The organism is Arthrobacter sp. 10T413_2 (assembly GCF_056394205.1).
The window spans coordinates 1-19,170 of record NZ_JBFTHK010000080.1; the positions used below are offsets into that span (position 1 = coordinate 1).

Genomic DNA, 19,170 nt, shown 5'->3' on the forward strand with positions numbered 1-19,170 from the left:
GACATCCCCTTCGCGGACATCGTCGGCTCGGTCCTGCAGGTCAACGCCGGCGGCTACTCCTTCGAAGCGGCCAATGTCCGGCACGAGCACGAGTGGCGGGTGTGGGAAGACACCACGCTCCCCGAGGGCAAGGTAATCATCCCCGGTGTCGTCTCCCACGCCACGAACGTCGTGGAACACCCGGACCTCGTGGCGGACCGGATCGTGCGCTTCGCGGAGCTCGTGGGACGAGAGAACGTGATCGCATCCACCGACTGCGGGCTGGGCGGCAGGGTGCATCCGCAAATTGCCTACGCCAAGCTGGAGGCCCTCGGCGAGGGCGCCYGCCGCGCCACCAGGCGCCTCTGGTAGCCGCCCCCGCCGCGCCGCCAAGGCGCCGGCCGGGCCGCCGGGGCACGGGCCGGTGCTGCATTTCGCGGGGCTTGATAGACTGATAAGGATCGGTCACGAATCGGTCCACACCACATTTTCAAACCACACCAATGCTCTTCATGCCCTGTATTCGGCGTGCCCGCGTCCGGTGTGGCAGCTTTGCCAATCCCGCAGGAGACCCAGCAACATATGACAGCCCTGGCCACTGAAAATTTCCGCGAAGAGCTCCTGAGCCGCCGGTACGAACCTAACGTCGCCCCCGTCAATGAGCTCTGTGACGCTCTCCAGGCAGCCAAGGCTGGCACCGCTGTCCCCTATGTGGACCCCATGCACGATGTCGATGAGTGCCGCATCATCAGCCTCTACTCCAACATCGGCACCGCGGACGCGTCAGGTTTCATCACCGCTGGCGACGACGAGGCGGCCACCCGCATGCTCGGCATCCAGTGGAAGCTGGGCCTGCGCCCCGAATTCGTCATGCCGTGGAACGTCCACCCCTGGTACGTCCCCGGCGAGGCCAACGGCAAGTTCACGCCGGACCAGATTTCCGCCGGCCTCAAGCCGTTGCTGAAGTTCCTGGCCCTCGTGCCCCGCGCCTCGGTGATCGTGGCACACGGCACCGAAGCCAACCGCCTGGCCAATCTGCTGCTCAAGACCGAAGTGCCCATGATCTGGCGCCGCGGCCTCAAGACCTACAAGGTCCGCTCGCTCAGCGGCCGCGCCTTCGCCGGGACCCCKGTGCGCCAGGAGGAGTACCTGGCGGAAATGCACACGGCCTACGCGGATGCCATGGCCCGGACGGGTCTGGCCAAGGCCAGCTGACCCCCACCCGCGAATCCGCCGACGGCGGGTCCTCACCTCACGGTGGGGCCCGCCGTCGGTCGTTGATCCTTGGCTTAAACCACAACGCGGGGTCACTTGCCGCCCGTCCCGGTTATGGGAACGGGCGGCAGGTGACCCCGCGTTGCGTCGTCTGGCGCCGTCTCAGCCTTGGGCTTCGATGGCGGCCTTGGCGCCGGGATCGGAATCGTTGAGGAACTTTTCGATCCGCTCCGGCTCTTCGGCTTCGCCGATCGCGGCGGACGCGCGGCCCAGCGAGTAGAGGGCGCGCAGGAAGCCGCGGTTGGGTTCGTGCTCCCAAGGGATCGGTCCCACGCCGCGCCAGCCGTTGCGGCGCAGCGAATCCAGGCCGCGGTGGTAGCCGACCCGCGAGTACGCGTAGGAATCGATGGTGCGGYCCTCTGTCCACGMCTYCTCGGCCAGGATGGCCCACAGGAGCGAGGAGGTGGGGTACTTCGCCACGAGGTCCAGGGCTTCCTGGCCGAGCGCGAGGTGCTGGTAGATCTCAGTCTCGGCAGGCAGGAGCGTGGGCTCGGGACCCATCAGGTTCTTGCGGAACTCGTCGGACATGACTAGAAGGTCTTGCCGGTGGAGCCMAGCTGCTGAGCGGCCTCGACCACGCGGGCGGCCAGACCGGCCTCGGCGGAGGCGCCCCAGACGCGGGGGTCGTAGAGCTTCTTGTTGCCGACCTCGCCGTCGACCTTCAGGACGCCGTCGTAGTTGCGGAACATGTGGTCCACCACGGGGCGGGTGTAGGCGTACTGGGTGTCGGTGTCGATGTTCATCTTGATCACGCCGTAGGAGACGGCGTCGGCGATTTCCTTCTCGGAGGAGCCGGAGCCGCCGTGGAAGACGAGGTCGAACGGGTTGGCCTTGCCGATCTTGGCGCCCACCTGCTCCTGGATGTCCTTGAGGATCTCCGGGCGCAGCTTGACGCCGCCCGGCTTGTACACGCCGTGCACGTTGCCGAAGGTCAGGGCCGTGATGTAGCGGCCGTTTTCGCCGGAGCCGAGGGCGTCGATGGTGGCCAGGGCGTCCTCGACTGTGGTGTAGAGCTTGTCGTTGATGGCGTTCTCGACGCCGTCTTCCTCGCCGCCGACGGTGCCGATCTCGACCTCGAGGATCATCTTGGCGGCCGCGGTGCGCTCGAGCAGTTCACGGGCGATGCGGAGGTTTTCCTGCAGGGTCTCGGCGGAGCCGTCCCACATGTGCGAGTTGAAGAGGGGGTTGCGGCCGGCCTTGACCTCGGCCTCGGACGCGGCGAGGAGCGGGAGCACGAAGCCGTCCAGCTTGTCCTTGGGGCAGTGGTCCGTGTGCAGGGCGATGTTGACGCCGTAGTTCTTGGCGACCTCGCGGGCGAAGGCCGCAAAGCCCAGGGAGCMGGCAACCATGTCCTTGGTGKAGGCTCCGGACCAGTAAGCCGCACCGCCGGTGGAGACCTGCACGATGCCGTCGGACTCGGCCTCGGCGAAGCCGCGCAGGGCMGCGTTCAGGGTCTGGGAGGACGTGACGTTGACGGCCGGGAATGCGAAGCCGCCCGTCTTTGCTCGGTCGATCATCTCGGAGTAGATCTCGGGGGTTGCAATGGGCATGCTGACTCCTCGTCGAAAGCAGTGGTAGCTACATGGCTATGTACATCCTAGCCACGTGCGCCCCGGAGCCGAATACGTGAAGCCGGGTCCAGGAAATGTTMCCGGGCCCGGCAACTGCCGCAGGTATACGTGTTATGCGGCCGCCCCTGGCGGTGCGCCGTMGTGCGGCTACTGTCCCGCGATGCTCGTCGCGAACGGGACGGTCATGCTGCCGACGCCGGTGACGTCGTCATAGCCCGACGACGTCGACAGTGATGTGTCGTTGTCGGTGCCGACCAGATAGCTGGCGCCGCTGATGGGACTGGAGAAGACCATGGCCTGGGGACTGGACTGCGGCACCACGTCCCGCGCTCCGGAGCCGCCCGCCTTCGCCGCCGCGTAGATGGCAGGGTTGGCGAAGCCGACCGTTTTTCCGGTCGCGGACTGCGCGATCGCCATCTGTGCCGCCGTCAGCGGGCAGGCCAGCGAGGTTCCGCCATACTGCGTCGTCTGATAGGAACTGGTGTTCAGTGCGTGGTCGTTGGTGATCGGGCTGATCCCCACCTGGTAGCCGGTGTAGGGATCGGCAAGGGAGGCGACATCCGGGGAGACCCGGTAGCCGTTGGCCAGCGCGGCCGGGACCGTGCCCTGCTGGTAGCCGGGCTGGGCGAACACCGCGCTTATTCCGCCGCCGGCGCCGAAGCGGAACGCACCCGGCTGGGCGCCGGCGTAGCTGAGGCTGCCGTCGGGGTTCTGGACGATCCGGTCCCGGGTGGTTCCCCAGCCGGTTTCGAAGAGGTAATCGTTGTTCCGTCCGACCGCCAGACTGGTTCCGCCGACTGCTGTGACGAACGGCGAGCTGGCCGGGAAGTCCGGAGACGTGTAGCCCAGGGACGCCTTCTCGTCGCCGTTGTCGCCGCTGGAGAAGTAGAGTCCGACGCCTTCGCCCGCCGCCTGAAGATGAAGGTTCTGCATGCCCATCAGCGCGTTCGGCGAGACCGCCTCGCCCACGTAGCCGTAGCTGTTGCTGACGATGGTGCTGAGCTTCTGGTCCAGGATGGTGGACATCGCGACGTCGATGCCCGCGCCGCAGTTGTTCCCCCCGACATAGAGGATATTCGCGGCGGCGGCGAGTCCGTGCACGGCCTCGACGTCGAGCGTCTGCTCACCCTGCCAGCCGCTGGGCTGTCCGCACAGGGCCTGGTCCATGAACAACCGGGAATCCGGCACGATTTGCTGGTACTGCCCAGTCTTGAAGGCCGGAAGACCATTCTTCTGCGAGTACGTGTTCGCGTCCGATTCGATGCTCGGCGAGGCATAGGCGTCGATGATCGCCACAGTCTGGCCCGCTCCGGCCGTCGACGGGGACGTCACCCCGTAGGCGCCCTGCAACTGCGACGGGGTGTAGCCGCAGATGGCGGTGCCGAAGCTCGTCGCGCCGTACGCCGCAGGAACGGTCACCTTGTTCTGTTCCCAGTAGTTGGAGCACGGCGCATCCACCGGCGGAGCACCGACGGGTTTGCCTGATGTCTGGGCCTGGTCCGAAGACCCGCCGGGAGTCGCCAGCGAGGGGCGGGTGAGCAGCCGTCCCTGGTCGATGGAGACCGCCTGGACCTTGGCGGCGAGGTTCGCCGGCAGGGACGGAGCGGTGGACGGGCCGATCAGGTTCTGGCCCTGGAAGGCATAGGTCTGCTCTGTCGTGCTGAAAGCCGCATTGATCTGGGCGACGGTGCCGCGGAAGACCACGTAGAGGCCGGTCGCGGGGACCGAGGTGACCACCATGCCCTGCCCCTTCAGGTAGTCAACGAGCGCAGCGACGTCGGTCTTGGCCGGCCCGTACTTGGCGATCCAGTCCGGGGGCGACAGGTACTGCTGGTACTGCGGACTTCCCGGCGTGGACACGGCCGTCGCAAACGCCTTGGCTGCTCCCGCGTCGGCGAGGTTCAGGTAGATCTCGCCCTCGACCGTCGTATTGCTTAGCGGGATGCCCGTCTTGGCGCGGGAGCCTGCCCACGGGGGCACTGAACCCGGATAGTTGTTCGACGGCGGCGGCGTCGGCGGGGCGGCGACCGCGGCCGTCGCGGTCAGGCCGACGGCAAAGGCAAGTGAAGTTCCAAGGGCCAGCAGACGCGTGGCGCGCCGGGAATGCGAAGTTGAGACCTTCTTCATGAGATGTCTTCCCCTAGGCGGGCGCCCTTTGCGCCCACACAGGCCAGAGCCTAAAAGGCAAAAGTCGATCTGACTATAGGTGCCTCAGGAAACTATCTGCCCGAACACGTGGCGGCGGATCCACGCGTGCATCGCGATGGCCGCGGCCGAGGCGGCGTTGATGGACCGGGTGGAGCCGAACTGCTCGATCGACAACGTGGCGAGGGCGGCGTCGTGGACCTCCGCGGTCAGGCCCGGGCCTTCCTGCCCGAAGACGAGGACGCAGTCCTTGGGCAGTTCGTAGGTCTCCAGCGGCACGGAATCCGGGAAGATGTCGATCCCGATAATCGCGAGCCCCTCCCCCTGCGCCCAGGTCACGAAGTCCTCTACGGTGGGGTGGTGGCGGATGTGCTGATAGCGGTCGGTGACCATGGCCCCGCGCCGGTTCCAGCGACGTCGTCCGATGATGTGGACCTCCTTGGCCAGGAACGCGTTGGCAGTCCGGACCACTGTGCCGATGTTGAGGTCGTGCTGCCAGTTCTCGATGGCGATGTGGAAGTTGTGGCGTCGGGAGTCCAGGTCCGCGACGATCGCTTCGTGCTTCCAGTAGCGGTACTTATCCACCACATTGCGCCGGTCGCCGTCCGCCAGAAGGTCCGGGTCCCAGTGCTCCCCCACCGGCAGATCGCCGTCCCAGGGGCCGACGCCGACCTCCGGCTTGGGTTCTGTCTCTGTCGCAGTTACTGCCGCCGTCTGTGCCGTCGAGTCGGCCGAAGGGTCGGCGTCAGGCGTTGCACCGGCGGCGCGGKGGATCTCAGGTTCAGTCACGCCTCAACATTAGACTGGACTCTGGAAGCGGCACACTTACGGCGGAGGACACCATGGCAGAAGAGCGCGAAGACCAGCTGACAGAGTMAGAAGAGGCACGTTCCCGGGCTTCGATGTACCGCAGCGGCCAGGAAATCGAGTGCTGGYTGACGGACATGGACGGCGTGCTGGTCCACGAGAACCAGCCCATCCCGGGTGCGTCAGAGCTGATCCAGCGTTGGGTGGATACCTCCAAGCGGTTCCTCGTACTGACCAACAACTCGATCTTCACGCCCCGGGACCTCGCGGCCCGGCTGAGCTCCTCCGGCCTGGAAATCCCCGAGGAGAACATCTGGACCTCGGCCCTGGCCACGGCCCAGTTCCTCAAGGACCAGGTCCGCKGCTCGGAGTCGGGGAACCGCGCCTACACGATCGGCGAGGCAGGGCTCACGACGGCGCTCCACGAGGCAGGCTTCATCCTCACCGACCAGAACCCGGACTTCGTGGTGCTCGGCGAGACCCGCACCTASTCCTTTGAAGCCATCACCATGGCGATCCGCCTCATCCTGGCCGGCGCCCGCTTCATCGCCACGAACCCGGACGCCACCGGCMCGTMGAAGGACGGCCCCATGCCCGCCACCGGGGCCATCGCGGCCCTCATCACCAAGGCCACKGGCCGCGAACCGTACATCGTGGGCAAGCCCAACCCGATGATGTTCCGTTCGGCCATGAACCAGATTGACGCTCATTCGGAAACCACGGCCATGATCGGCGACCGCATGGACACGGACATCATCGCAGGCATGGAAGCGGGACTGCACACGGTGCTGGTGCTCAGCGGCATCACCCACCGGGACGACATCGCCGCGTACCMGTTCCGGCCGAACCAGATCCTGAATTCCGTGGCGGACCTCAAAAACCAGATCTGACCCCGTCAGACCACGGCTTTCTTCCCGCCGCCGGTGGGCAGCGGGAAGAAATCGTCCTGCAGTTTTTCGATGATGGGGCGGTAGACGAACGGGCTCCAGCCGGGGCTGGCGTGTTCCGGCTTGGCCCCGTCGGTGCGCAGATTGTCCGAGACCATGTTGGCTTTGAAGGTCAGTGACCACGCGTCCCGGGCGGTCTCGTAGTCGACCGTTTGGTCCTGGGGGTTGCCGATGAAGGCCATCTTCGTGCCACCGAGCTTGCCGACGAACCTGCCGGCGTCAAAGTGGTAGATGAAGGCGGATTCGKACTGGATCAGCACGCTGGAAGGCGCGATTGGCGACAACTGCTCCAGCGTCTGGTCCAGGATCTGGCTCCAGCTGCGCTCATTCTTGTGCAGCATCCTCTCGCCGAGCTCGTAGCCGCCGCGCAGGACGGTGGKGAAACGGAAGCCGCTCTCGTAGAGCAGCACCACGCCCTCGAACCAGCTCTGGTCCAGCACGTCATACCGGCTMGCGGGGCTGGAGTCGAGCAKGATGAACGCCACTTCGACGCCGTGGAGCTCGCGGAGCCGGGCGGCCACCTGGGTTGCCACCATGCCGCCGAAACTGTGGCCGTAGAAATAGAGGGTGGTGAGCTGGTGGGCGCGGACGTGTTCGATCACGGCGATCACCACCTCATCGATGTCCAGCCCCTCGTTGGAGTACCCGACGGCGGCCAGCTGGGCCCGCTTGTTCAGCGAGCCTCGCAGGGCGTTCAGGATCCACAGGGCTTCTTCCCAGCTCGTCTTGTAGCCGGGGAACAGGATCCAGCTGGCGTGGGGAAAATACCGTTCCGCGACGTCGTCCTTCACTTCAAGGATCCGGTTGACGCGCCGCTCCTCCTGCACGCGCTGGGTGAACAGCATGTCGGCCGCCAGCAGTGACGCGGACCCGGCGCCGACCAGGAACGTGCGCCGGGAAAACCGCTTGAGTTCGACGGCGTGGCGGAGCAGGCGGGCCTCGGCAGAACCGGGGCCTCGCGGATGGTTCGGTTCCATCTCAGCCTGCACATCACTACCGTAACCACGCTCCGGCGGGGAAGAGAAACGGGGCCACCCTGAAGGATTGGAACGCCGCACGGAAGCCGGGACKGAGCACAGTCCTCGGTGCCGTCCCKGGCCCCGCTGGCACCGTCCGGGCTTCMGTCCGGATCCGTCGGAACCGACGTCCGGACCCTTGACCGGCTACGCGGGTTCGGGCTCGCGGCCGACCTCGCGGCGGCTGATTTCCATGCCGATCTCGTCATAGGTCGCCAGGAGTTCGGCGCGGGCCATGCCGGCGGGGTCGYCCAGCAGGCCGAAGACGGAGTCGCTCGCGGCGAGGAGTTCGTCGTCGGAGAACCGGGTCAACCGCCGGGTGCCCGAGGCGTCCACCGAGGCCATGAGCTCTCCGGACATGTCCAGTGTCTGCAACGCGGCGGGGTCATCGAAGCGCGCGGTCAGTTCCAGGGAAACGCCGCTGCCGGACGCCGGTATGCCAGCGGTCTCCACGCCGGCGCTTCCGCCATCGATCGCGTTGAGGTCGTTGCGCAGGCCAGCCAGCGCCGACGATTCCACKAACGCGGCGCGGCCGAGGTCGACGCGGATGTGCGCGGTGATGCCCATCCGGCGGACGCGCTGAATGATCTGCATCAGGGAAGGGCGGGAGATCTGCGTGAGGCTCCCCCGGACGTCAATCCGGACGACGTCCGAAACGACATCGAGCTTGACGTGGGCTTGCAGTGACTGGTCCATAGGTACTCCAAATAAGGATGTCTATGGCCGACGGCTCAACCGCAACCAGCGTATCCGCACCGCTGGTTGGGCACAAGTCATAGGTTACTGCCGGTTTAGCCGGCCTGGCGCCGGCCCGGCTCCTCGTAGTGGGTCCGGGTATCGGTTCCGCCCACGGACTGTACGAGCGAGGTGGCGATGTCGCGCAGCTTCACGTTGCCGTTGCTGGAGGCGTCCGTGAGGATCCGGACCGCGGTTTGCTGGTCGCAGCGGTTTTGCGCCATGACGATCCCGATCGCCATGTCGATGACGGTCCGGGACTCGAGGGTGGCGCGCAGGTTCGTGGCGCTGTCCGTGTGCAGGGAAAAGCGCACGGCCATGCGCAGCGCCTGCGAGATCTGCCGGGTGTAGTCGCGCGCCCGGGCCGCGACGTCGCCGTCGAACTTGCGCGGCACGTCCGAGTACAGGTTCAAGGCGGCCTGGGCTTCGCCCTGGAGGTGGAACGGCACGGAGAGCACCGAGCGCAGTCCGTGCGAGGCGACGGCGTTGGCGTAGTCGGGGCCCCAGCGGTCTTCCTCAAAAAGGTCCGGCACGTACACCTCGCGCTCCTCCTGCGCCGCCGTCAGGCACGGCCCCTGGGCCAGCCGGTACTGGATCTCGTCCACTTCCCGGGCAGACTCACTGCTMCAGCCGATCGTCGCTGCCTTCCGGTCCCGCAGCAGGGTGATCCCGCACAGCGCGTCGTCGCCCTCACCGGCCACCTGGTGCGCGGAAAAACGCGCGAGTTCGTTCAGGAACTCTTCAAAGTCAGCACTGTCCAGGATCAGGTTCTGGACCTGATCGACAGTGCTGATGGAATCAGTCGTCAAATCTTCATTGGGCGGAAGCACGGCGCGTTTCTCCAGAGGCGGGTACCGATGGGGGTATTTAAGAAATGATAAGTCACCCCCAAAGCACGGTCCATACGTGTCCGCCGCCGGTGAAACGCCTAACTCAGGCCCAGTTCGTCCTTGCCGAACGCGAACAGGTACGGAACACCGGCTTCGGCTTCGATCTTTTCCTTGGCTCCCGTGTCGCGGTCCACGATCACGGCGACGGCCACGACATTGCCACCGGCCTTGCGGACGCCCTCGACGGCGGTCAGCGCGGAGCCGCCGGTGGTTGACGTGTCTTCCAGGACCAGGACCCGGCGGCCCTCGACCGAGGGGCCCTCCACCTGGCGGCCCATGCCGTAGGACTTCTGCGCCTTGCGGACGACGAACGCGTCCACCGGGCGGCCTTCGTCGACGGCGGCGTGCATGACGGCGGTGCCCACCGGGTCTGCCCCCATGGTGAGCCCGCCGGCGCACTCAAAGTCGATCCCGGCGTCGTCCATCAGGGAGAGCATGACCTGCCCCACCAGCTTGGATGCCTCGTGGTGCAGGGTGATGCGGCGCAGGTCGATATAGTAGTCCGCCTCCGCGCCGCTGGAGAGGATGACCTTGCCGCGGACGACGGCCAGTTCCTTKATCAGTTCCAGGAGTCGGGCGCGGGCAGAGGCAGCGTCGGCTGCGAAGTCACGGGTGGCAGTCATGGGTCCCAGTTTAGTGGCTGGTCCGCCGCCGATTCCCAGCCGGCCGCCCATATGTCGGGGGCCGGGACCTTTTACTCTTGGCGGCACCGGCGCACGGGAGTCCGATGGAACCATGACGGCAGGAACCGAACCATCCATCCGCTGGCCGGCGATCACCAAAGACATCGGCAGTTTCCGGATCCGGCCGAACCTGGTGGACTATGACGCGGCGTGCGCGGCATTTACCTGGGATGAGGGGCGCCGTGCACTGTCCGGACTCCCCGGGGGCCGCGGCCTCAACATCGCCTACGAGGCGGTGGACCGGCACGCGGCCGGCAGCGGCGCCGGCCGCGAGGCCTTGCGGTTTGTCCGCGCCGATGGCAGCACCCATTCACTGAGCTACGCCGAACTCGCCGAACAGACCAACCGCTTCGCCGGGGTCCTCCGCAGCCTCGGCGTCGGCCGCGGGGAACGGGTCTTCTCCCTTACCGGCCGCGGGCCCGCACTGTATATCGCCGTGCTCGGCACGTTCAAGAACGCAAGCGTGTTCTGCCCGCTGTTCTCCGCGTTCGGCCCCGAGCCCGTGCGGCAGCGCCTCACGCTGGGCTCCGKCCGGGCGCTGGTCACCACGCGGGCGCTGTACCGCAAGAAAATCGCGCAGCTGCGCGGGCAGCTCCCGGACCTGCGCCACGTCCTGCTCATCGACGCCGACGGCKATCCCGAGCCCGGGACCCTGGACCTCGCCGCCCTCATGCGGGAAGCCCCGCCGGACTGGGACATMGCCGCCACCCAGCCGKAGGACATGGCCCTGCTGCACTTCACGTCCGGCACCACCGGAACCCCGAAGGGCGCCATCCACGTGCACGACGCCGTTACCGCCCACCACGCGACCGGCACCTTCGCCCTGGACCTGCACCCCGATGACGTCTACTGGTGCACTGCAGACCCCGGCTGGGTCACGGGAACCTCGTACGGCGTGATCGCGCCCCTGAGCCACGGGGTAACGGCCGTCGTGGACGAGGAGGAAATGGACGCGGACCGGTGGTACCGGATCCTCGCCGAACAGCGGGTCACGGTCTGGTACACGGCCCCGACGGCCCTGCGCATGCTCATGAAGGCCGGGGCCGACCGCGCCGCGGGACACGACCTCTCCGCCCTGCGCTTCGTCGCCAGCGTCGGCGAGCCGCTCAACCCGGAGGTGGTGGTGTGGGGGCAGGAGGCCTTCGGCCAGCCGGTGCATGACAACTGGTGGCAGACCGAAACGGGCGGCATCATGATTTCCAACTACGCMGCCACCGAGATCCGGCCCGGCTCCATGGGCCGGCCGCTCCCCGGCGTTGAAGCGGCCCTCGTGGTCCGGGACGCGGACGGCAAGGCCGTCATCCGCGACGGCGAAGCCGTGCTGGTCACGGCCCCCGACACCATGGGGGAACTGGCCCTCCGGCCCGGCTGGCCCTCCATGTTCCGCGGCTACCTGCATGAGGAGGAGCGCTACCGCCGCTGCTTCGCGGGCGGCTGGTACCTGACCGGGGATCTGGCCAAGCGCGACGCCGACGGCTACTACTGGTTTGTGGGCCGGGGCGACGACGTCATCAAGTCCTCGGGGCACCTGATCGGCCCGTTCGAGGTGGAGAGTTCCCTCATGGAGCACCCGGCCGTGGCCGAAGCCGGCGTGATCGGGGTCCCGGACCCGGTGGCGGGCGAGGTGGTCAAGGCCTTCGTTGAGCTCCGGAGCGGCTGGGAGCCGTCCGGGGAGCTGGCGCTGGAGATCATCGGCTTCGCCCGCAAGCGGCTGGGTCCCGCCGTCGCGCCGCGGCTGCTCGACTTCACCACCGCGCTGCCCAAGACCCGCAGCGGGAAGATCCTCCGGCGCCTGCTCAAGGCCCGCGAGCTCGGGCTGCCCGAGGGTGACACTTCCACCATCGAGTCGCCCCCGCCGAACGCGGCCGGCACGGAGCAGCCCGACACAGGGCTGGCCGGCACCGATCCAGCCGGCACAGAGCGGGCACCGAAATGACCGGCACCCCAGGCCTGGGCGGGGGCGCCGTGGATGCGGCCCACAGCCGGCACCTGCTGCTGCAGATGCTKCGCGTCCGCCAGCTCGAAGAGAAATGCGTCGAGCTCTACAGCGCCGCCAAGATCCGCGGCTTCCTGCACGTCTACATTGGCGAGGAGGCCGTCGCCGCCGGCGTCCTGGCGTCCCTGGGACCGGAGGACGCCGTGGTCGCGACGTACCGCGAGCACGGCCACGCGCTGTTGCGGGGCGTCTCGGCCGGGGCGATCCTCGCCGAAATGTACGGCTACGTTGAAGGGTGCTGCCGCGGGCGCGGCGGATCAATGCACCTCTTCGACGCCGCCACCCGGTTCTTCGGCGGGAACGCGATCGTCGCCGGGGGCCTGCCGCTCGCCGTCGGACTGGCGCTCGCCGACAAGATGGCGGGACGCTCCAATGTCACGGCGTGCTTCTTCGGCGAAGGTGCGGTGGCCGAAGGCGAATTCCACGAGAGCCTGAACCTGGCGGCCCTGTGGCAGCTGCCCGTCCTGTTCTGCTGMGAGAACAATCTCTACGCCATGGGAACCGCCCTGGCCCGCTCCGAATCGCAGACGGACATCGCCCTCAAGGCCGCCGCATACGAGATCCCCGCATGGGCCGTGGACGGCATGGATGTCCTGGCCGTCCAGGAGGGCGCACGCCGCGCGGTGGACGCCRTCCGATCCGGCGGCGGCCCGCATTTCCTGGAGCTGCGGACCTAMCGCTTCCGGGCCCACTCGATGTTCGATMCCGAACGCTACCGGGCCAAGGACGAGGTGGCGCGGTGGATGGAGCGGGACCCGATCACGCTGCTGCGGACCGCGCTGGAGTCCGCGGGCCAGCTCTCGGCCGCCGAGTGGGAGCAGCTGCAGGCGGACGCGCAGGCGGAAATCGCGGCCGCCGTCGACTTCGCCGAGGCCGGAACACCGGAGCCGGTGGAGGAACTGACCCGCTTTGTGTACAGCGAGCGCGGCGTCGGAGACGGCACCGGCACCKGCACGAAGCCTGCAGGGAAGGAAACCGGCGCGCCATGAAATCCAGCTACCGCGAAGCGCTCCGAGCAGGCATCCGCGACGCCATGATCCGCGACGAACGCGTGTTCCTGATGGGCGAGGACGTGGGCGCCTACGGCGGCTCGTTCGCGGTCAGTCTGGGCCTGCTGGAGGAGTTCGGCCCGGACCGGATCCGCGATACCCCGCTGTCGGAGTCCGGGTTCGTCGGCGCCGGGATCGGGGCCGCGCTTGGCGGTATGCGCCCGATCGTGGAAATCATGACCGTCAACTTCAGCCTCCTGGCCCTCGACCAGATCGTGAACAACGCCGCCACCTTGCTGCACATGTCCGGCGGGCAGTTCCACGTGCCGCTCGTGATCCGGATGACCACGGGGGCGGGCCGCCAGCTCGGCGCCCAGCACTCGCACAGCCTCGAGGGCTGGTACGCGCATATTCCGGGCCTGCGGATCCTCGCCCCGGCTACCCTCGAAGACGCCCGCGGCATGCTGTGGACAGCGCTTCAGGACCCGGATCCCGTGCTGATCTTCGAGCACGGCTCGCTGTACAACGTCCCCGGGGAACTGGACGACGACGCCGGACCGGTAGACATCGACACGGCCGCCATCCGGCGCCCCGGCAACGACGTCTCGCTGATCACCTACGGCGGGACCCTCMCCGCCGTGCTCGACGCCGCGGAACAGCTCGCGGCCGGCGGGATCGATGCCGAGGTCCTGGACCTGCGCACGCTCCGCCCGCTMGACGACGCCGCCATCATGGCATCTGTGACCCGGACCCACCGGGCCGTGGTGGTCGATGAAGGCTGGCGCAGCGGCAGCCTGTCGGCCGAGGTGAGCGCCCGGATCACCGAGCAGGCGTTCTTTGACCTCGACGCGCCGGTGGGCCGGGTCTGCAGCGCCGAGGTGCCGATCCCCTACGCCAAGCACCTCGAGCTGGCCGCCCTGCCTTCCGCAGCACGGATCGTCGCCGCCGCCAAGGCCACGGTGGACACCGGTGGGTGACTTCCTCATGCCCTCGCTCGGGGCTGACATGGAGCACGGCAAGCTGGTCGAATGGCTCGTCAAGCCCGGTGACTACGTGCGCCGCGGCGACCTTGTGGCAGTCGTGGACACGGACAAGACCGTCATGGATGTGGAGTCCTTCCAGGAGGGCGTCGTGGCAGATCTCCTGGTGGGCATCGGCGAAACYGTTCCAGTGGGAACCCCGCTGGMCCGGATCACCCAGACCCCCGCCGAGGTGGGGGCACCGGTTCATGAGGCGCCCCCGCCGCGGGCGCCGTCGAAAGCCCCCGCGGTCAAGCCTCAAGCTCCGGAAGCACCCGCGACCACGGCCGGTCCCCCGATCGCGCCGCCGGTGCGGCATCTGGCGCACCGGCTGGGCGTGGACACCGGCACGATCCATGGCACCGGTAAAGCCGGCGCCATCACGCGGGCGGATGTGGAACATGCAAGGGCKACCCGGCCCGGCAGCGCGGCCAGGGTGCGCTCCACGCCGCGGGCCCGGCGGCTCGCGGCGGAACTCGGGATCGAGCTTTCCGCCGTGACCGGCACCGGCCCGGACGGCGCCGTGACAGTGACCGACGTGCAGGACGCCGCAGCAGCCGTTCCGCCGGCAGGGCCCGCGGAGGCGCGTCCCGAAGCCGGTCCCCCGGGGGCCGTCCTCCCGCAGGCCGCCGTCGCGCAGGCCGCCGTCGCGGTTTCCGGGCCGGAAGCCACACCCGCTCTGCCGGAACCGGAAGCACCAACTAAAGGGAAGCCGTCATCGGAGGCCCGCGAGCGCGTGGCCAGCCTGCGCCGCGCCATCGGCGCCCTGATGACGCGTTCGAAGCAGACCATCCCGCATTACTACCTCAGCACCACGCTGGACCTCCGGGCCGGCGTCGAGTGGATGCAGTCCGTCAACGCGCACCGGCCCGTCGCCGCCCGGCTGGTCCCCTCGGCGCTCCTGCTCAAGGCGGCGGCGCTCGCGGCCAAGGAAGTCCCCGAAGTCAACGGTTTCTACGACGACGGCGGGTTCCGGCCCAGTGCGGCGGTGCACCTGGGCGTCGCGGTGGCCCTGCGACAGGGCGGCCTGGTGGCCCCCGCCATCCACGACGCCGACACCCTGTCCCTGGACGTGCTGATGGAGCAGTTGCGGGATCTTGTCAGCCGGGCCCGGGCGGGGCGTCTGTTGCGCGCCGAGATGGCCGATCCGACGCTGACGGTGACCAACCTCGGAGACCTCGGCGTGGACAGTGTCTACGGTGTGATCTACCCGCCCCAGGTCGCAATGGTGGGCTTTGGCCGCGTGATGGAACAGCCTTGGGCCCAAAACGGGCTCCTCGGGGTCCGGCACGCTGTCATTGCCACGCTCTCGGCGGACCACCGGGTCAGCGACGGGCTGCGCGGCGGCCGCTACCTGGCCCTGATCAACGAGCTGTTGCAAGAACCGGAGCATCTGTGACACCCAACGCCAGGAAAGCGGAGGAACCATGAACKAACAGGACKCCCGGGCGGCCGTGCACGCCGCGATCGGCGAAGTGGCCCCCGACGTCGACTTCGACGACGTCGACGAGGACTCCCGGCTGCGCCAGGACCTGGAACTCGATTCGCTGGACTTCCTGCGGCTCGTGGAAACCATCGACAAGGCCACCGGCGTGGACATTCCGGAGCGCGACTACCCGGCCGTCGCCACCGTCAAKGGCCTGATCGGCTACCTCGCGGCCCACGGCTAACCCCCAGCGACTGCTCCGTAACCGCCCTTTTGGAGGCTCTAAAGGGCGGTTACGGAGCAATCGACGGTGGCGACGGTCGACCAACAGGACCTGTCCTAGCGCAAGACGACGGTCCGGCTGCCGAGGAGCAGGACCCTTCCCTCGCAGTGCCAGCGCACGGCATTGCGCAGGGCGGCGCACTCGGCATCCCTGCCCACCGCCACGAGGTCGTCGGCGGTGTACGTATGGTCCACGTCGATGACCTGCTGCGAGATGATCGGCCCCTCATCCAGCTCGGCATTGACGTAGTGGGCGGTGGCGCCCACGGTCTTCACCCCGCGGTCGTAGGCCTGGTGATAGGGCTTGGCACCCTTGAAGCTCGGCAGGAAGGAGTGGTGGATGTTGATGGTCCGTCCCGCGAGTTTGGCTGATAGTCCGTCGCTGAGGACCTGCATGTAGCGGGCCAGGACCACGAGTTCCACGTCGAATTCGTCAACGATTTCCAGCAGCCTGGCTTCGGCCTCCTGCTTGGAGTCCTTGGTCACCGGCAGGTGGAAGAACGGGATGTCGTGCCACTGCACCAGTCCCTCCTGATCGCGATGATTGGAGACCACGGCGACGATTTCCACGGGGATGTCGCCGGTCCGTGCCCTGAACAGAAGGTCATTGAGACAGTGGCCCATCCTGGACACCATGACCAGGACACGGCGTTTGCGGCCGTGCGGTTCCAGTTGCCAGTTCATCTGCCATTTCTCCGCCAGGACCGTAAAGTCGCGGCGCAGCTGCTCGGTGCTGAAGGCCTCCGGGGMAGAGGAGAAGTGGACGCGCATGAAGAAGTGCCCTTCCCCGCGGTCCCCGTACTGCTTGTTGTCGATGATGTMGCAGCCGTGGTCCAGCAGGAACCCCGAGATCGCGTGGACGATGCCGGGAGACTCCCGGCAGTCGAGAGTGAGCACGTGTTCGGACGTGGCTGTATGTTCCAGGGGTTCCTGGGTGGAACCCGTCGCCTGTGTGGTGTTCATTGCTCAGGCTTCCTGTTCCATGTCCCGGGCGAGTTCGGCGTGGAACGTCGCGTAGCGGGCCAGGTGCGTGGGGCGGCGGCGCAGGATGTACCACGCGATGCCGAGCAAAATGAACCAGACCGGGGTGAATAGGAGTGCCGTGAGCGTGTCAGGCTGTGTGGTCAGCGTCCAGAGCACGAAACCGAAGAAAGCGAAGACAACCCAGACCATGGGAATGCCGCCGGGCATCTTGAACTTGGACGCGTCGTGCAGCTGCGGGCGGCGCCGGCGGAAGGCGATGTAGCTGGCCAGGATGATGGACCACACGAAAACAAAGCAGACARCGGACACGGTGGTCACCATGTCGAAGGCCTTGCCGATGTCCTGTCCCGCGTACATCAGCACCACGCCGGAGAGCAGCAGCACACAGGAGAGGAACAGCGCGTTCTGCGGGACCTTCCGCCGGGAGAGCCCGCCGAACACGCCCGGAGCGTCACCCTCCTGGGCCAGTCCGTACACCATGCGTGAAGTGGAGTAGATGCCGGAGTTGGCCGAGGACATCGCCGAGGTCAGGACCACCAGGTTCACCACGGTGGCGGCGGCACCCAGGCCGGCCAGTGAGAACATGGCGATGAAGGGGCTGTGGCCGGCCTGGAACTGGGTCCACGGGATGACGGACATCAGGATGATGAGGGCGCCCACGTAGAAGAGCAGCACACGGATGGGAATGGAGTTGATCGCCTTGGGCAGGTTCTTCTCCGGGTCCTTGGCCTCGGCGGCCGTGGTGCCCACCAGCTCAATGCCCACAAAAGCGAACACGGCAATCTGGAAACCGGCCACGAAGCCCATGAATTCATTCGGGAAGAAGCCGCCGTGACTCCACAAGTTGCTGAAACTGGCCGGTCCGGCGTCGGAGCTGAACCCGCTGAAAATCATGAACAGACCCACCACGATCAGTGCCGCGATGGCGATAATCTTGATCAGCGCGAACCAGAACTCCGTCTCGCCAAACGCCTTCACCGTCGCCAGATTCAGCAGCAGCAGGATGGCGATGGTGACCAGGCCGGGGATCCACAAAGGTAGCGCCGGCCAGAGTTCCTGCGAGTAGCCCGCAATGGCGATGACATCCGCAATCCCGGTGATCACCCAGCAGAACCAGTAGGTCCAGCCGGTGAAGAAGCCTGCCCAGGGGCCCAGCAGGTCCGCGGCAAAGTCGCTGAAGGACTTGTAGTTCAAGTTGCTGAGCAGCAGTTCGCCCATCGCCCGCATGACAAAGAACAGCATGAAGCCGATGATCATGTACACGAAGATGACGGAGGGTCCGGCCGCCGAAATCGTCTTGCCCGAGCCCATGAACAGGCCCGTACCGATGGCGCCGCCGATCGCGATCAGCTGGATGTGCCGGTTGCTGAGCTGCCGCTCAAGGTGCGGCTCCTGGTGGGAAGTTACGACTCTAGTTGTCACGGGTTGCCCTTCGAATCAATGCCGGCTGAAGTGCTGCTGGGGTTAACGCTTGATCCGGCCCGTCAAGGACCGCGTCAAGATTGTTGAAGCTGTAGAGGTGGATGCCCGCGATGCTGCCGGGCTGGCTTTGCAGACCCGTCACCAGACTCTGGGGCGAGTACCTGTCCCCGCTCAGGAGCTTGCGTGCCAACGGCCMCTTGCGGCTGAGGAACTTCAGGGAACTTCCGACGCCGATCTGCGCGGCCAGGGAAACCAGCTTGGTCCGCGGGACGGCCCCCGCCACCCCGGCCCAGACGGGCAGCTGCACGCCTTCCCGGCGGAGGAGCGCCGTGTAGTCAAGGATTTTCGGCGCGGAGAAGCACATCTGCGTGACGACATGCGTGGCGAGGTGCTGCTTGGCCAGCAGGGCGTCCACGAGGTCCAGGGCACCCACAGAGGGGTGGCCCTCCGGGTACCCCGCAACACCTGCCCGCATCACACCGCCTGTGTACTGCGCAATGTCTTCCAGCACCGGGAGGGCGGACTCGTACGGACCGGCCTGCTGCTTCCGGTCTCCGCCGATCACGAACACTTCGCCGATGCCGGCAACATCGCAGTCGCGGAGGATTTCGGTCAGCTCGACACGGCCGGGCAGACTCCGCGCCGCGAGGTGCGGAATGACGGAATAGCCGTGCAGGCTGAGCTGCACGGCGGCACGCATGGTCCGCTCGATGCCGTGGTGGGGCAGGCACGTGACGGTAAGCGTGGTGCTCAAGGGCACCAGGGCCGTGACCTGCTCCACGATTCCCTCTGAAGGGATGATTTCGATTCTGGTGGGGATCATCGTTGGTCCTCTGCAGGTGTCAGACGCCGGCGTGCGCGGCGAGGATGGAGCTGGCTTCCTGGCGGGTGCTGCCGGAGCTTTCGATGTGGGCGAGCTGGGCCGGGATTTCCCAGCCCTTCTTGCGCATCGCGGTGGCCCAGAGCCGGCCGGCGCGGTAGGAGGAGCRCACCAGGGGTCCGGA

At 67.3% G+C, this 19,170-nt stretch carries 18 protein-coding genes and 2 pseudogenes; 8 read left to right on the forward strand and 12 right to left on the reverse strand.

What is annotated here, in order from left to right; translation table 11 throughout:
• Positions 1–351: pseudogene (locus AC1DBQ_RS13505) on the forward strand (epoxyalkane--coenzyme M transferase); the annotation flags it as partial.
• Positions 352–561: 210 nt separating this feature from the next.
• Positions 562–1,194 carry a uracil-DNA glycosylase family protein gene (locus tag AC1DBQ_RS13510; RefSeq protein WP_476928991.1) on the forward strand — a complete coding sequence of 211 codons (633 nt, stop codon included), beginning with the start codon at positions 562–564 and terminating at the stop codon, positions 1,192–1,194.
• Between the two features lie 162 nt (positions 1,195–1,356).
• On the opposite strand, the gene AC1DBQ_RS13515 is transcribed toward AC1DBQ_RS13510, so the two are convergent.
• The 4 genes from AC1DBQ_RS13515 to AC1DBQ_RS13530 form a co-directional block, all read right to left on the reverse strand.
• Entirely contained in the window at positions 1,357–1,782 is a 426-nt protein-coding gene (locus tag AC1DBQ_RS13515; RefSeq protein ID WP_476928992.1) for a DUF3151 domain-containing protein, read from the reverse strand.
• 2 nt (positions 1,783–1,784) lie between these two features.
• On the reverse strand, positions 1,785–2,804 hold the full coding sequence (gene fbaA, locus AC1DBQ_RS13520; RefSeq protein ID WP_476928993.1) for a class II fructose-bisphosphate aldolase: 1,020 nt from the start codon (positions 2,802–2,804) through the stop codon (positions 1,785–1,787).
• A gap of 168 nt (positions 2,805–2,972) precedes the next feature.
• Entirely contained in the window at positions 2,973–4,952 is a 1,980-nt protein-coding gene (locus AC1DBQ_RS13525; protein ID WP_476928994.1) for a S53 family peptidase, read from the reverse strand.
• An 84-nt stretch (positions 4,953–5,036) separates the two neighbouring features.
• Positions 5,037–5,615: a TrmH family RNA methyltransferase gene (locus AC1DBQ_RS13530; protein ID WP_476929008.1), complete on the reverse strand. Its 579-nt coding sequence runs from the start codon at positions 5,613–5,615 to the stop codon at positions 5,037–5,039.
• A gap of 197 nt (positions 5,616–5,812) precedes the next feature.
• Here AC1DBQ_RS13530 and AC1DBQ_RS13535 point away from each other — a divergent pair, with 197 nt between their 5' ends.
• Positions 5,813–6,667, forward strand: a complete 855-nt coding sequence (locus AC1DBQ_RS13535) for an HAD-IIA family hydrolase (protein ID WP_476928995.1) — start codon at positions 5,813–5,815, stop codon at positions 6,665–6,667.
• Positions 6,668–6,672: 5 nt separating this feature from the next.
• Here the strand turns inward: AC1DBQ_RS13535 and AC1DBQ_RS13540 are convergent, their stop codons facing one another.
• The 4 genes from AC1DBQ_RS13540 to pyrE all read right to left on the reverse strand — a co-directional run bounded on the left by AC1DBQ_RS13540 (position 6,673) and on the right by pyrE (position 9,988).
• Positions 6,673–7,701 (reverse strand): thioesterase domain-containing protein, encoded by a 1,029-nt coding sequence (locus AC1DBQ_RS13540; RefSeq protein WP_476928996.1) that lies wholly within the window; start codon positions 7,699–7,701, stop codon positions 6,673–6,675.
• A 186-nt stretch (positions 7,702–7,887) separates the two neighbouring features.
• On the reverse strand, positions 7,888–8,436 hold the full coding sequence (locus AC1DBQ_RS13545) for a hypothetical protein (RefSeq protein WP_476928997.1): 549 nt from the start codon (positions 8,434–8,436) through the stop codon (positions 7,888–7,890).
• A 95-nt stretch (positions 8,437–8,531) separates the two neighbouring features.
• The gene (locus AC1DBQ_RS13550; RefSeq protein WP_476928998.1) at positions 8,532–9,284 is read right to left on the reverse strand and encodes a GAF and ANTAR domain-containing protein; all 753 of its coding nucleotides are present in this window, start codon (positions 9,282–9,284) and stop codon (positions 8,532–8,534) included.
• A 119-nt stretch (positions 9,285–9,403) separates the two neighbouring features.
• Complete coding sequence (gene pyrE / locus AC1DBQ_RS13555; protein ID WP_476928999.1) at positions 9,404–9,988, reverse strand: orotate phosphoribosyltransferase; 585 nt, start codon at positions 9,986–9,988, stop codon at positions 9,404–9,406.
• 112 nt (positions 9,989–10,100) lie between these two features.
• On the opposite strand from pyrE, the gene acsA reads away from it, so the two are divergent.
• The 5 genes from acsA to AC1DBQ_RS13580 are packed head-to-tail and all read left to right on the forward strand — an operon-like array spanning position 10,101 to position 15,722.
• Complete coding sequence (gene acsA / locus AC1DBQ_RS13560) at positions 10,101–11,984, forward strand: acetate--CoA ligase (RefSeq protein WP_476929000.1); 1,884 nt, start codon at positions 10,101–10,103, stop codon at positions 11,982–11,984.
• On the forward strand, positions 11,981–13,033 hold the full coding sequence (pdhA, locus tag AC1DBQ_RS13565; protein WP_476929001.1) for a pyruvate dehydrogenase (acetyl-transferring) E1 component subunit alpha: 1,053 nt from the start codon (positions 11,981–11,983) through the stop codon (positions 13,031–13,033). Before acsA ends, pdhA begins: the two co-directional genes overlap by 4 nt.
• Positions 13,030–14,010, forward strand: coding sequence for an alpha-ketoacid dehydrogenase subunit beta (locus tag AC1DBQ_RS13570; protein ID WP_476929002.1), 981 nt, complete (start codon positions 13,030–13,032; stop codon positions 14,008–14,010). The genes pdhA and AC1DBQ_RS13570 overlap by 4 nt, the downstream gene beginning before the upstream one ends.
• Positions 14,003–15,451, forward strand: a complete 1,449-nt coding sequence (locus tag AC1DBQ_RS13575; RefSeq protein WP_476929003.1) for a 2-oxo acid dehydrogenase subunit E2 — start codon at positions 14,003–14,005, stop codon at positions 15,449–15,451. The genes AC1DBQ_RS13570 and AC1DBQ_RS13575 overlap by 8 nt, the downstream gene beginning before the upstream one ends.
• Positions 15,452–15,479: 28 nt before the next feature.
• The gene (locus AC1DBQ_RS13580) at positions 15,480–15,722 is read left to right on the forward strand and encodes an acyl carrier protein (protein WP_476929004.1); all 243 of its coding nucleotides are present in this window, start codon (positions 15,480–15,482) and stop codon (positions 15,720–15,722) included.
• A gap of 95 nt (positions 15,723–15,817) precedes the next feature.
• Here the strand turns inward: AC1DBQ_RS13580 and purU are convergent, their stop codons facing one another.
• The 4 genes and pseudogenes from purU to AC1DBQ_RS13600 all read right to left on the reverse strand — a co-directional run.
• Positions 15,818–16,723 (reverse strand): formyltetrahydrofolate deformylase, encoded by a 906-nt coding sequence (purU, locus tag AC1DBQ_RS13585; protein ID WP_476929005.1) that lies wholly within the window; start codon positions 16,721–16,723, stop codon positions 15,818–15,820.
• A 3-nt stretch (positions 16,724–16,726) separates the two neighbouring features.
• Positions 16,727–18,166 carry an amino acid permease gene (locus tag AC1DBQ_RS13590; RefSeq protein WP_476929006.1) on the reverse strand — a complete coding sequence of 480 codons (1,440 nt, stop codon included), beginning with the start codon at positions 18,164–18,166 and terminating at the stop codon, positions 16,727–16,729.
• Complete coding sequence (locus AC1DBQ_RS13595) at positions 18,156–18,989, reverse strand: methylenetetrahydrofolate reductase (protein WP_476929007.1); 834 nt, start codon at positions 18,987–18,989, stop codon at positions 18,156–18,158. Before AC1DBQ_RS13595 ends, AC1DBQ_RS13590 begins: the two co-directional genes overlap by 11 nt.
• A gap of 19 nt (positions 18,990–19,008) precedes the next feature.
• Positions 19,009–19,170: pseudogene (locus AC1DBQ_RS13600) on the reverse strand (lipoyl synthase); the annotation flags it as partial.